Genomic DNA, 12510 nt, shown 5'->3' with positions numbered 1-12510 from the left:
TGAAAAGGGGGCTCACCGGCACATGAAGGCCTTGGTCAGCGTTTGCGTGATGATGGAGATGCCGGTCCAGCCGGCGGGAAAGAACACAAGCGTGCCGGCCTCGACCGGGATCTCTTCGCCGTCGTCATGGATATAGCTGCCACGGCCTGAAAGGAAATGGCAGAACTCGTCGGCGCCAAACGTGACCTTGCGCGTGCCCGGCGTACACGACCACAGGCCGCATTCGCTCGATCCGTCCGGGTTCTGGGACAGGATCCTGCCCGAGGCGCGCGGCGAACCGGAGAGCGTGTTGCTGCCCGCGCCCCAGTCCTCCAGTTCCACGCTCGAGGCCTTCGGCCAGTGCGGTGTCGGCATGTCGTTAAGCTCCGTGGTCAGGCCAGCATGTAGACGTTGCGCATGGTCTCATGCACGGTGCATTCGCCTGTCCAGCCAGCCGGGAACATGACCACAGTCCCGGCGGAGATTTCTATCAGCTCACCGACATCTGACCGGTAGGTCGCGCGGCCGGTGACGAAATGGCACAATTCGTCGCGCGGGATATTGAGGCGCCAGCGCCCCGGCGTGCACACCCAAATGCCGGATTCCGGCTGGTTGTTCGGGCCCTTGTGCACGAGCCTGCCGGTCGAGTGCGAAGTGCCTGACAATGCGTCGGGTTGGGCGCCCCAGTCGACGAGATCGGTTCGGGTGGAGGCGTGGTGGAGGTGTGGTGCGGAGGAGGTCATGCGGAGGCTTCTGCGCGATGGTTGCTATTCATATGCTGCGCCAGGGCACCCCCCTCTGGCCTGCCGGCCATCTCCCCCGCAGGGGTGGAGATCGGATGTCGTCTCGACTTTCGCCAATCACCGGGATTGCAGAGTGAGACCCTGTGGCGAAGCTGCCAATCTCCCCCCTTGCGGGGGAGATGGCCGGCAGGCCAGAGGGGGGTGCTCAGGCTCGGCGTATCAACGACTTCAATCACAGCAGCGCCTCCAACAAACCCGCCGCCTTTTCCGGCCCATTCTGCCCCTGCATCTGTGCCGATGTCTTGGCCAGCTTTGCCTTCATCTTCGGGTCGGTCAGACAGGCCTCGATCATGGCAACCAGCTCGGCATCGGTCCAGTCGTAGCGCGGCATGCCGAAGCCGTGGCCGGTCTCCTCGACGCGGGTGGCGTTATCGTGACCGTCCCAGACATAGGGCATGATGATCGCCGACTTGCCGAAATAGAGGCACTCTGTGAACGAGTTGTTGCCGCCGTGGTGAATAACAGCGTCGACCTGCGGGATGACCGAAGGCTGCGGGAACCAGCTCTCGACGATGACATTGCCGGGCACGTCCGTGTACTGGTCTTTGTAGCCGCCGACATTGACCAGCGCCCGGTAGCGCGTCATGCCCAGCGTCGCGATGATGCGCTTCAGCAGCTCGACATCGCCGGCGCCGAGACTGCCGAAGGAGACATAGAGCAGCGGCCCGTCGTTATTTTCAGCGAAGGTCGGCACCGTGTAAGGCTTCTCCTGCCGCACGCAGCCTTCCAGGTACTGAAACTTGGCCGGGTCGAGTGGATGGCGGCGCTTGAACTTTGCCGCTTCGGGATAGAGCAGCAGGTTCAGATGGGGCGAGGCCTCAAAGAACTGGCCGATCGGATAGGACGCCTCGTTGTTGGCAGTCAGGAAGGCGTTGAAGTCCTCATGGATCGGCTCGATCACCGCGTTGAAATGGTCGCGGTAGCGCTGATGCCCGGCATGGTCGTTTTCGCCGCAGCCGGAGAGATGCGGCGGGATGTCCTCGTCCTCGATTTCGTTTTCCGAGCAGGAAATGACCCGCACCCACGGCTTGCCGTACTGCTTGATAGCCGGGAACAGGATGACGTTGTCGACGCAGATCACATCCGGCTTGATGGCTGAGAGAACGTGCGGCAGATCCTTCTGCGCCCATTTGGCGCTGTCGACGATCGCCGTCCAGCAATCCTTGACGTAATTGTCGACCTGGTCGTAGGGCGATTTGCGGAAGTTGGGGATGTGGCCGTTGATGAAATCCTCCCAGAATTTGGCCATCTGCTCTGGCGGCATCGGCTCGGACAGGTTCACCGGATGGGCCTCGAAGCCGTAGCCCTTGTAGACGTCGACGAAGCCGGGATCTGACAGGAACACCGCTTTGTGGCCGCGTGCCTCGACCGCCTGGGCGATGCCGACGGAATTGAGCGCCGGGCCATAAGCTGCTTCTGGAAAAAACGCGATCGTCTTCTGCGCCATCAGGCCTCTCCTTTATTCTGCGAAAACTCTGACATCGGCGGCGTCCCAGCCGAGTTCGACCTGATCGCCCGATGCGACCGGCCGGCGGTCTGCGGCATCAGCGGTGACGCGCACCAGGAACGGCTTTGGCGACAGGCCCGTGCGGACATGCAACTGCAGGTCGAGCCCCTGATAGGCCAGCGCCTCGACCGTGCCGGTGGTGCGGTTGGCGGTTTCACCCGACGGGAACAGCCGGATGCGTTCGGGCCGCACCGACGCGACAGCGGATGCGCCGATGGAGAGCGCGGCAGGAACCTTGCCGGATATCCGCGTGCCATTCGCGGCGACAACCCCATCGGTGGCGGCCTTGCCCGGCACAAAATTCATCACGCCGATGAAGTCGGCGACGAAACGGTCGGCCGGATGCTCATAGATCGCGTGCGGCGTGTCGCATTGCAGCAGCTTGCCGTCCTTGAGCACCGCCATGCGGTCGGCCATGACGAGCGATTCTTCCTGGTCGTGGGTGACGATGACGAAGGTGATGCCGACCTCGTGCTGCAGGCGCTTCAATTCCAGCTGCATGGCGCCGCGCAGTTTCTTGTCGAGCGCGCCAAGCGGCTCGTCGAGCAGCAGCAGACGGGGCCGTTTGACCAGCGCGCGGGCGAGCGCGACGCGCTGCTTCTGGCCGCCCGACAGCTGCTCCGGCTTGCGGTCGGCGAAGGGGACCAGCTCGGTTGTCGCCAGGATGGCGTCGACGCGGGAGTGGATTTCTGGCGCCGGCAAGCGCTCCATCTCCAGGCCGTAGGAGACATTGGCGCGGACGCTCATATGCGGAAACAGCGCGTAAGACTGGAACATCAGATTGACCGGCCGCTTGTTGGGCGGGGTTTTCGCAATGTCGTGACCGTCGAGCAGGATGCGCCCGCCACTAGGCGTCTCGAAGCCGGCCAGCATGCGCAGCAGCGTGGTCTTGCCGCAGCCCGACGGGCCGAGCAGTGCGAAGAACTCATTCTCGCGGATGTCGAGCGAGATGCCGTCGACAGCCGTCACCCGGCCGAAATTCTTCGACACCTTGTCGATGGCCAGCAGCGTGCGCGGTTCGCTCATTGGCCTATGATCCCACGGTTGAGCCGCTGCGACAGGGTCAGCGCGGTGATCGAGACCGCCATGACGATGGTCGCCAGTGCGTTGATCTCCGGCGTGATGCCGAAGCGGATCATCGCGTAGATCTGCATCGGCAGCGTCGTCGAGGAGCGGCCGGCGCCGGCGGTGAAGAAAGCGATGATGAACTCGTCGACCGAGAGCGTGAAGGCGAGCAGCGCGCCTGCGATCACCGCCGGCGCGATGACCGGCAATGTCACCCGCCTGAAGGTGGTGAGCGCGGAGGCGCCGAGATCGGCGGAAGCCTCGACGATCGACCAATCAAAACTCTTCAGCCTGGCGCGCACCACCGAGCAGACAAAGGCAAGGTTGAAGACGACATGGGCGAGGATGATGGTGTGCAGGCCCATGGTCAGGTTGAGCATGGAGAAGAACGAAAGCAGCGCGATCGCCAGGACGATGTCGGGAATGATCATCGGTGCGAAGATCAGCGCTTCGAGTCCCCTGCCATATTGCCGGCGCATCTCGATGCCGATCGCCAGCAGCGTGCCGAGCAGAGTGGCGATCGCGGTCGAGACCAGCGCCACGATCAGCGTGTTGAGCGCAGCGGAGAGGATCGCCGAATTGCCGGCCAGCGAGGCATACCATTTCAGCGAAAAGCCCGACCATGCCGTCGGCAGCCCGCCTTCGTTGAAGGACAGCGCCACCAGCACGGCGATCGGGATGTAGAGGAAAGCGAAGACGAGGCTGAGCACGAGCCAGAGCGTGCGCCGCGTGGCGGGAGAGCGCTCAGCCATCGGTGTCTCCGCCGGCTCGCGCGGCGTGGCCCGAGGCGCGATTGGCGGCCAGCGCCTGCGCCATCAGCACCAGAAGCATGATGGCGATCAGCGCCATCGCGAGCGCGGCGCCGAACGGCCAGTCGTTGGCGGTCAGGAACTGGTCGTAGACGAGGTTGCCGATCATCTGGAAGCGGCCGCCGCCGAGCAGCGCGGGCGTGACGAAATTGCCGATCGACAGCACGAAGACGAACACCGCGCCGGCAGCAATGCCGGGCACGGTCAGCGGCAGGATGACACGGCGGAATGTGGTCATGGCGGAGGCGCCGAGGTCGCGCGAGGCCTCGGCGAGTTCCGGGTTGAGGCGAGACAGTGGCGCGTAGCAGGCGAGGATGACAAAGGGCAAATAGTTGTAGATCAGGCCGGCGATAACGGCGCCTTCGGTGTAGAGCATCGACGGTGGCTCGCCGGTGTAGCCGAACCAGCGCAGCAACTGGGTGATCAATCCTTCGCGGTTGAGCAGCACGATCCAGGCATAGGTGCGGATCAGGTAGTTGGACCAGAAGGGCAGCACGGCGAAGAACAGGAACACCGGCTGCAGCCGGCGGGGTGCCGCTGATATCGCATAGGCGGCGGCGTAGCCGATCACCACCGCGATCAGCGTCGCGGTGCCGGCGATGCGCGCCGAGTTGAGGAAGATGCCGGCATAGAGCGGGTCGAAGACCAGCCCGAAATTCTCCAGCGTAAAGGTGTATTCGATGCCGCCATAGATACCGCGCCGGAAGAAGGCGAGCGCCAGCACCAGCGCGCACGGCACCACCATCAGTGCGGTCAGCCAGACCAGCGCCGGGGCCATCAGCAAGGAGGAGCGAGAGGGTAGGTGCTTCACGAAGTGCCCCCCTCTGCCCTGCCGGACCTGGCCTTTCGCTTTCGCTTCGGGCGTTCGTCGTTCGGAAAGCCAAGCAATTGGCTTTCCGTCCGTTGCGCGGACCACTTCTCACCCCCTTCAAGGGAGGAGATCGGCAGTTCCAACCTTTCGCTTACTTTGAAAAATCGAAGATTGGCGAAAGCAATGCCACAGCCAATCTCCCCCCTTGAGGGGGAGATGGCCGGCAGGCCAGAGGGGGGCGACACGGGACGCAAGCTTGATTCCAAGATGCTGCTGGAACAGTCCCTACTGCGCCGCCTTGATCTCGCTGACGATCTTCGAATAGTCGCGCTGGGCGTCGCCGACGTCACGCAATTGCTCGAACTTGACGAGGTCGGCCACCGGCATCGCCATGTTGGGGAATTTGGCCAGGAAATCGGCAGGCAGGCTTTCCATGGCCGGCTTGTTCGGCACCTTGTAGTCGATGTTCTGCGCTGCCCAGGCGTGGTTCTTGGCGTCGAGCATGAAGTTGATGAACTGGAAGGCGGCGTCCTTGTTGGCGGAGGCCTTCATCACCACCATCGTGTCGACCCAGAGGTCCGAACCTTCCTTGGGAATGACGTATTTGATCTCGGGTTTTTCGGCGATGCCGTAATTGCACCAGCCGTCCCAGGCCTGCACCATCAGCGCCTCGCCGGACACCAGCTTGGAATAGAAGGTGGTGTCGTCATAGGCGAGCAGGGTCTTCTTGGCCGAGATCAGCAGATCCTTGACCTCAGCCATCTTGGCCGGGTCGGTTTCGTTGACCGAATAGCCCTTGTCGAGCTGGCCGGCGGCCAGCAGCCAACGGTCGGTCGCCAGCATGGTGGTCTTGCCCTTCAATTCGTCGGAGGGCGCGAGCAGGTCGCTCCAACTGGTTGGTGCGACCTTCATCAGGTCCGAGCGATAGCAGAGGCCGGTGGTGCCCCAGGTGTAGGGCACCGAGAATGCATTGCCGGCATCGTGAGGCAGCTTGGTTGCTTCCGGATAGAGGTTGGCGAGGTTCGGTATCTTGGTGTGGTCGATCGGTTCGGTCAGGCCGAGCTTGTTCAGCACCTCGGCGAAGGGCGAGGAGACAAAGACCACGTCATAGCCCTTGCCGCCGGCGGCGATCAGCTTGCCCATGATCTCTTCATTGGTGGCGTGCACCACCACTTCACCCGAAACGCCGGTCGCGGTCTTGAAGGCGGCCATCGCGTCGGGCGCCATGTAGCCATCCCAGTTGGAAATGACGAGATCAGCAGCCATCGCCGGCGCGGACAGCGCCAAGGCCAGGCCAAGTGCGAGCGAAGATGTTTTCAGCGCACGGCGCCGCAGGCTGGTAGCGGTCATGACAGACTCCCATTCCGGTTGATCGTCGAATTTCATTCGCCGGACCAACGCCTGCGACCTTGCCGCTGCCTCGATCCTGTTCCCTCGGTCTTTTTCTCGCCGATTGTCCTGACAGTACTATTGCAGAAAAAAGTACGTCAATCCATAATTTGTCAAGCGATCGAGGAATCTGGCCGATTGCGTCCGTGCGGGCGATCGGTCAAATCAATGCGGTCATGTCGTTTTCCACTGGACCAGTCATGCAAGCCGTAGCCAGACGACCTCGCACCAACCATCTCGATCTGGCGCAGCGCATCCTGGATGTGGCGCGGCAGCGCGGCTTTGGGCCCGGCGCACGCTTGCCGGAGCAGCAGATCGCCTCGCTGTGCAATGTTTCCCGCACACCGGTGCGGGCAGCGCTCGGCCTGCTTGCGGAGCGAGGCGTCGTACGCTGGGAGGCGGATTCCGGGTATCATCTGGCCATCGACCTCACCGCGCAGGCTTCGGTCGCCACGGAATTGCCCGCTGCCGAGGAGGACGAGCTGGCCGAGGCGATCCTGCGCGACCGGTCGGCGCGGCGGCTGGACCAGACAGTGACCGTTGCGGGGTTGATGCGGCGCTACAGTGCCGAGCGCAAGACGGTACTAAAAGCGCTCAACAAACTGACCGAAGAGAATCTGCTGGACCGTGCGCCCGGCCAGTCCTGGCTGTTTCGACGCACGCCAGACGATCCGGAGGCGCAAGGCGACAGTTATGAATTCCGTCTGCTGCTGGAGCCCGCGGCCATCCTGACGCCGGGTTTCCGGCTGGATGGCGCGCGGGCGGCGACGTTGCGCCAGGGCATGGAAGCGCTGGTGGCGCTGCCGGACGCCGCCTTCGACACACGCGAGTTCCAGCGGCTGGACATCGATTTTCATGGCATGCTCGCCGAAGGCTGCGCCAACCGCTTCGTGGCCGACGCACTCGCCGATCACCTCAGGCTGCGCCGGCTGCCGGGCATCTATGCCGGCGTCAACGTCTTCCGCCTGCGGCAATCGCTGCGCGAACACCTTGTTATACTCGACCATCTTGAAAGCCTGCAGTATGAGGTGGCTGCCGATCTGCTGCGCATCCACCTGCGGCTCTCCCGCAACCAGCGACCGCAAGCGGCCAGTCGCGGGGCGCCTGCCCTGTTCGGCATGATCAGCCGGCCGGATTGACGAGGATTAATTGACGCGTAAAGCCAGCCCGACCATCGCGCTGTTCCCCGAAGCAAGCTTCGGCGCGGCGTTGAATTGCGTCGGCATCGCGCAGGCGCTGCGCGCGAGAGGCGCCCGGCCCGTCTTCATCTGCCATGCCGGCTTTTCCGGCGTCTTTGCCGACTATGGTTTCCAGGAATACCAGCTGCCGACCGACGAGCCGCTGAGCGACAGCGAACGCCAGAGCTACTGGCAGGCCTTCGTGCGCAGGCACCTGCCGCATTTCAGGCTGAGCCCGATCGACCAGCTGGAAACCTATGTCGCGCCGACCTGGCAGGCCATCGTCGACACCGCGGTCAATGCCGAGGCGCCGCTGCGCCAGTTGCTGGCGCGGCTGAAGCCGGACGCGGCGGTTCTCGACAATGTCATCATGTTCCCGGCGATCGCCGCCGCCGGCTGTCCCTGGGTGCGTGTCGTCTCCTGCGCCGAGACCGAGCTGCCGGATGCACAGGTACCGCCCTATCTGTCGGGGCTTGGCGTCGACGACCCGCAACGCGCCGCGTTCGAGGCCAGGTATCTGGCGGCTTGCACGCCCGCACATGATCGCTTCAACCGCTTCCGGATGGATGCCGGCCTGGCGCCGCTGCCGAAGGGCCTGTTCCTGGAGACGTCGCCCGACCTCAATTTGCTGCTGACGCCTTCGATCGTGCGCCGCGAGCGCGCCGAGCCGCTCGACCCGGAGCGCTTCGTCTATCTCGAAGGCTGCGTGCGTTCGGAAGGGCCATTCGAGGTGCCGGTATTTCCGCGCAATGGCGGGCCGCTGGTCTATGTCAGCTTCGGTAGCCTCGGCGCCATGGATGTCGGGCTGATCGAGCGCATGCTGGCGGTGTTCGACAGGCTGCCGGCCCGCTTCATCGTCAATGCCGGCGGCCTGCGCGACGCCTATCGCGCAGTGCCCGACAATGTCTATCTCGACGCCTGGTTTCCGCAGCCCTCGGTCGTGGCGAAGTCGGATCTGTTCATTCATCATGGCGGCAACAACAGCTTTTGTGAGGCGCTGCGCTTCGGCGTGCCGTCACTGATCATGCCCTATTGCTGGGACGGACACGACAATGCGCGCCGCGCCGGAGAAGCCGGCGTCGGTGACCATATCGGCCGCGACGCCTGGACCGAAGGAGTGTTGGAGAGAGCCATTCTCGGCCTGCTGGCCGACGATGCCATGCGCACCCGCCTCAAGGACAATGCAGCCCAAATGGCGCTGAAACCTGGAACGGATGTGGCCGCGCAAACCATACTCTCTCTGATACGGACGTGAACGAAATGCCTGACAACAACACGAACATCTCGCTCTCCAGCGGTACCGATGCCAAAGCCTGGCTGGTCCGGCACGGCATCAACGAAGTCGAGTGCCTGGTGCCCGACATGAATGGCGTCCTGCGCGGCAAAGCGCTGCCTACGGCCAAATTCCTCCAGGCGCTTGAAGACCGCGCGCTCTATCTGCCGAGCAGCGCTTTCCTGGTCAGCATCGACGGCCGCTACTCCGGCTCGATCGACGAGGGTTTTGCCTATTCGGATCCGGACATGCGCATGGTGCCTGATGTATCGACGCTCTGCCTGGCGCCGGGTGCCGCTCCCGGCAAGGCCTATGTCTTTGCCGATGCCTTCCATATGGACGACCGGCCTTGGATGGCCTCGCCGCGCCATGTGCTGCGCGCCGTGCTCGATCTCTACGCCAAGCGTGGCTGGCGGGCGGTGGTGGCGCCCGAGCTGGAATTCTATCTCACCGCGCCCAATCCCGATCCGGACCGTCCGCTGACCGCGCCAGTCGGTGGCAACGGCCGAGCCGAGACAGTGCAGCATCCCTATGACATGGCCGCGCTCGAGGAGTTCGAGCCGGTGATCCGCCGCATCTATGACTACGCTGCGGCGGCCGGACTGCCGCTCGACACGCTGATCCACGAATCAGGTACGGCGCAGCTTGAGATCAACTTCCTGCATGGCGATGCGCTGCCGCTGGCCGACAAGGTGCTGCTGTTCAAGCGGCTGACGCGACAGGCCGCGCAGCAAAGCGGCATGCACGCCACCTTCATGGCCAAGCCGATCGCCGCACAGGCCGGCAGCTCGATGCATCTGCACATGTCGGTCATCGACGAGGCCGGCAGGACGTTGTTTGCCGGCGGCGACGATGCCGACACCGCAATGTTCGGCCATTTCATCGGCGGCCTGCAGAAATATGTCCCGGAAATCATGCCGCTGTTTGCGCCCAACGTGAACTCTTTCCGCCGCATCAGGCCGAACCACAGCGCGCCGGCCAACATCGAGTGGTCGCATGACAACCGTTCCTGCGGCCTGCGCGTGCCGGCCGGCGGCCGCTCCGCGCGGCGGGTCGAGAACCGGCTGCCGGGCGCGGATTCCAATCCTTACCTGGCGATAGCCGGCTCGCTGCTTGCCGGCTATCTCGGCGTCGAACAGAGACTGGCGCGGTCGGCCGAAGCGTCGGGCAATGCCTACAAGATCAAGAGCACGCTGCCGAAAACCATGGAGGAGGCGCTCGATCGTTTCGAGGCTTGCGGCCCGGTGCGTGAACTGCTGGGCGAGGATTTCTTCCAGACCTATCTGCGCGTCAAGAGCGTCGAGCTCGACCTTTTCCAGGGCGTGGTGACCAGCTGGGAACGCGACCACCTTCTGCTGAAGGTGTGACTATGGCTTGCAGTTCAACGGGCTTCAATTCGGGCCTCGATATCGCCAAATCCTATTATGTCGCCACCGCCAATCCAGCGCCGGACCATCCGGCGCTCGCCGGCGATGTCGATGCCGACCTGGTGGTGGTCGGCGGCGGGTGCACAGGGTTGTCCGCCGCCCTTCACGCCGCCGAGCGTGGGTTGAAGGTGGTGCTGCTCGAAGGCGGCAAGATCGGCTGGGGGGCGTCGGGGCGCAATGGCGGCCAAATGATCCCCGGCCTGCGCAAGGGCGCCAAGGGACTGGTCAAACTCTACGGGCCGGAGCGGGCAAAGGTGCTGTTCGATCTTGCCTTCGAGGCGCGCGGGCTGGTGCTCGATATTATCGAGCGGCATGCCATCGACTGCGATCTCAGGCTGACCGGCCATCTGGTCGGCGCGGTCAACGGCTCCGACCTTAGGGATCTCGAGGAAGAGGCCGAGTGCCTGGCCACGGTGATGAAGTTCCCGCATGCGGAAATCCTATCGGCGGCTAAAGCCCGAGCCAAGGTCGATACACCCTACCATGGCGCGATGTATGAGCCGCTCGGCGGCCACATGCATCCGCTGAACTATACGCTCGGCCTTGCCCGCGCAGCGGTTGCTGCCGGCGTCACCATCCACGAGAATTCGGTCGCCGTGCGGCTGGAGCGTGAGCCTTCGATCCGGGTCTCGACCGCAAAGGGATCGGTTCGGGCCAGACATGTCGTGCTGGCGGGTGACGCTCTGCTCAACGGGCTGGAGCCGCGCGTCAACAGCCGCATCATGCCGGTCGGCAACTACATCGTCGCCACCGAGCCGCTTGAGGGCAAGCGCAACGTCATCCCGGCCAATGTCGCGGTCTCCGATACCCGCTTCGTCGTCAACTACTACCGGATGTCGGCGGATGGACGCCTGCTGTTCGGCGGCGGCGAGCGCTACACGCCTTCACCGCCGGCCGATATTGCCGGCTTCGTGCGGCCGCACATGGAAGCCACCTTTCCGCAACTCAAGGGCTGCCGCATCGATCACGCCTGGGGCGGGCTTGTGTCGGTGACGACGTCGCGACTGCCGCATGTCGGGCACTATGGTGAGGTCTATTTCGCGCATGGTTATTCCGGCAAGGGCGTCATCCTGTCGACGCTGTCCGGCAAGCTGCTGGCCGAAGCGATCACCGGCGATGTCTCGCGGCTCGATCTGTTCTCGACGCTGACCCCGATGCCGTTCCCGGGCGGCACGGCGCTGCGCGGTCCGCTCTATGTGCTGGGCATGCTTTGGTACGCGATGCGGGATCGCATCAAGCATTGAGGGGGCGTTGCTGCAACGGCACAAATAGTACCGTAGCGATCCTTCACACCCCCCTCTGTCCTGCCGGACATCTCCCCCGCAAGGGGGGAGATTGGCAGGTTCAGCGCTGCGATCACCCGACAGCGGTGGAGATTGGCGAAAGCCGAGATGAGAGCTGATCTCCCTCCTTGCGGGGGAGATGGCCGGCAGGCCGGAGGGGGGTGCTGTCCCGCCGACGTCGAAGGTTGGATGAAGCTTCTTAAACCACAAAGAAATCCTCGATGCGCTGCTTGGCCTCCAGTAGTGCCGGCAATATCTCCCGCTCCATCTCCGCGACGGAGAAGCGTGCCGACTGGGTCGAGACGTTGATGGCCGCGACCGTGCGCTCCGCTCGGTCGCGGATCGGTACGGCGACCGAGCGCAGGCCGAGTTCTAGTTCCTCATCGACGATGGCAAAGCCGTCAGCCTTCGCCTTGGCGATGGCGTTGGCTAACAAACGCCTGTTGGTGATCGTCTTCGGCGTCCGTCTCTCGATGGTCGCCTGGCCGAGGAATGCGTCCAATTCCCCTGATGTCAGCCCGGCCAGCAGGATGCGCCCCATCGAGGTGCAATAGGCCGGCAGCCTGGTGCCGACATCGAGCGACACGCTGAGGATGCGGCGGCCGGGAATGCGGGCGACATAGACGACATCCTCACCCGACAGGATGGCTGCCGAGCAGGCCTCGTTCAGCTGAGCGGCGACCGCGCGCATGATGGGGGCGGCGAAGGCCCATAGCGAGGCGCCGCCGAGCCAGGTGCGGGCAACCGTCAGCAGGCGCGGCGACAGCGAGAACACGCGGCCGGCCTGTGTTGCATAGCCGGTGGCGGTGAGTGTCAGCAGGAAGCGGCGGGCGCCGGCGCGGGTCAGGCCCGCTTCCACGGCCATTTCAGTCAACGTCATGCCCGAGGGATGGCGGGCCAGGATCTCCATGACGGCAAGGCCGCGTTCAAGCGAGCCGACATGATCACGGGAAACAGCCTCTTCGTCCATCTTGTCTCCGCAGAAC

The 12510-nt window shown here is 64.1% G+C and carries 12 protein-coding genes; 4 read left to right on the top strand and 8 right to left on the bottom strand.

The window, feature by feature from the left end; genetic code table 11:
* Positions 1-12: 12 nt before the first annotated feature.
* The 7 genes from NKI69_RS23080 to NKI69_RS23050 all read right to left on the bottom strand — a co-directional run bounded on the left by NKI69_RS23080 (position 13) and on the right by NKI69_RS23050 (position 6324).
* Complete coding sequence (locus NKI69_RS23080; RefSeq protein WP_352442114.1) at positions 13-354, bottom strand: cupin domain-containing protein; 342 nt, start codon at positions 352-354, stop codon at positions 13-15.
* Between the two features lie 17 nt (positions 355-371).
* Positions 372-722, bottom strand: a complete 351-nt coding sequence (locus NKI69_RS23075; protein ID WP_352442115.1) for a cupin domain-containing protein — start codon at positions 720-722, stop codon at positions 372-374.
* 232 nt (positions 723-954) lie between these two features.
* Positions 955-2229 carry a glycosyltransferase gene (locus NKI69_RS23070; protein ID WP_352442116.1) on the bottom strand — a complete coding sequence of 425 codons (1275 nt, stop codon included), beginning with the start codon at positions 2227-2229 and terminating at the stop codon, positions 955-957.
* Positions 2230-2241: 12 nt separating this feature from the next.
* Complete coding sequence (locus NKI69_RS23065) at positions 2242-3315, bottom strand: ABC transporter ATP-binding protein (RefSeq protein ID WP_352442117.1); 1074 nt, start codon at positions 3313-3315, stop codon at positions 2242-2244.
* Positions 3312-4106 (bottom strand): ABC transporter permease, encoded by a 795-nt coding sequence (locus NKI69_RS23060; protein WP_023811194.1) that lies wholly within the window; start codon positions 4104-4106, stop codon positions 3312-3314. The genes NKI69_RS23065 and NKI69_RS23060 overlap by 4 nt, the downstream gene beginning before the upstream one ends.
* A complete protein-coding gene (locus NKI69_RS23055) occupies positions 4099-4941 on the bottom strand; it encodes an ABC transporter permease (protein WP_031213256.1) in 843 nt (280 codons plus the stop codon). Before NKI69_RS23055 ends, NKI69_RS23060 begins: the two co-directional genes overlap by 8 nt.
* Before the next feature lie 318 nt (positions 4942-5259).
* The gene (locus NKI69_RS23050; protein ID WP_023811192.1) at positions 5260-6324 is read right to left on the bottom strand and encodes a polyamine ABC transporter substrate-binding protein; all 1065 of its coding nucleotides are present in this window, start codon (positions 6322-6324) and stop codon (positions 5260-5262) included.
* A 239-nt stretch (positions 6325-6563) separates the two neighbouring features.
* On the opposite strand from NKI69_RS23050, the gene NKI69_RS23045 reads away from it, so the two are divergent.
* The 4 genes from NKI69_RS23045 to NKI69_RS23030 are packed head-to-tail and all read left to right on the top strand — an operon-like array spanning position 6564 to position 11485.
* Positions 6564-7502: a GntR family transcriptional regulator gene (locus NKI69_RS23045; RefSeq protein ID WP_352722579.1), complete on the top strand. Its 939-nt coding sequence runs from the start codon at positions 6564-6566 to the stop codon at positions 7500-7502.
* 10 nt (positions 7503-7512) lie between these two features.
* Positions 7513-8796, top strand: coding sequence for a nucleotide disphospho-sugar-binding domain-containing protein (locus tag NKI69_RS23040; RefSeq protein WP_352722578.1), 1284 nt, complete (start codon positions 7513-7515; stop codon positions 8794-8796).
* 5 nt (positions 8797-8801) lie between these two features.
* The gene (locus NKI69_RS23035) at positions 8802-10181 is read left to right on the top strand and encodes a glutamine synthetase family protein (RefSeq protein ID WP_352722577.1); all 1380 of its coding nucleotides are present in this window, start codon (positions 8802-8804) and stop codon (positions 10179-10181) included.
* 2 nt (positions 10182-10183) lie between these two features.
* Positions 10184-11485: an NAD(P)/FAD-dependent oxidoreductase gene (locus NKI69_RS23030; protein WP_352632455.1), complete on the top strand. Its 1302-nt coding sequence runs from the start codon at positions 10184-10186 to the stop codon at positions 11483-11485.
* Positions 11486-11723: 238 nt separating this feature from the next.
* On the opposite strand, the gene NKI69_RS23025 is transcribed toward NKI69_RS23030, so the two are convergent.
* A complete protein-coding gene (locus NKI69_RS23025) occupies positions 11724-12494 on the bottom strand; it encodes an IclR family transcriptional regulator domain-containing protein (protein WP_352722576.1) in 771 nt (256 codons plus the stop codon).
* Positions 12495-12510: the final 16 nt, after the last annotated feature.

The organism is Mesorhizobium sp. M0491, from assembly GCF_040321265.1.
Classification (GTDB): Bacteria; Pseudomonadota; Alphaproteobacteria; order Rhizobiales; family Rhizobiaceae; genus Mesorhizobium.
The sequence above is the reverse complement of the archived record's forward strand: the minus strand, read 5'-3'. Positions and strand labels throughout refer to the sequence as shown.

Coding starts and splice junctions, on each gene's coding strand:
- NKI69_RS23080 (WP_352442114.1), bottom strand. CDS start 354: ATGCCGACACCGCACTGGCCGAAGGCCTCGAGCGTGGAACTGGAGGAC.
- NKI69_RS23075 (WP_352442115.1), bottom strand. CDS start 722: ATGACCTCCTCCGCACCACACCTCCACCACGCCTCCACCCGAACCGAT.
- NKI69_RS23070 (WP_352442116.1), bottom strand. CDS start 2,229: ATGGCGCAGAAGACGATCGCGTTTTTTCCAGAAGCAGCTTATGGCCCG.
- NKI69_RS23065 (WP_352442117.1), bottom strand. CDS start 3,315: ATGAGCGAACCGCGCACGCTGCTGGCCATCGACAAGGTGTCGAAGAAT.
- NKI69_RS23060 (WP_023811194.1), bottom strand. CDS start 4,106: ATGGCTGAGCGCTCTCCCGCCACGCGGCGCACGCTCTGGCTCGTGCTC.
- NKI69_RS23055 (WP_031213256.1), bottom strand. CDS start 4,941: ATGGCCCCGGCGCTGGTCTGGCTGACCGCACTGATGGTGGTGCCGTGC.
- NKI69_RS23050 (WP_023811192.1), bottom strand. CDS start 6,324: ATGACCGCTACCAGCCTGCGGCGCCGTGCGCTGAAAACATCTTCGCTC.
- NKI69_RS23045 (WP_352722579.1), top strand. CDS start 6,564: ATGCAAGCCGTAGCCAGACGACCTCGCACCAACCATCTCGATCTGGCG.
- NKI69_RS23035 (WP_352722577.1), top strand. CDS start 8,802: ATGCCTGACAACAACACGAACATCTCGCTCTCCAGCGGTACCGATGCC.
- NKI69_RS23030 (WP_352632455.1), top strand. CDS start 10,184: ATGGCTTGCAGTTCAACGGGCTTCAATTCGGGCCTCGATATCGCCAAA.
- NKI69_RS23025 (WP_352722576.1), bottom strand. CDS start 12,494: ATGGACGAAGAGGCTGTTTCCCGTGATCATGTCGGCTCGCTTGAACGC.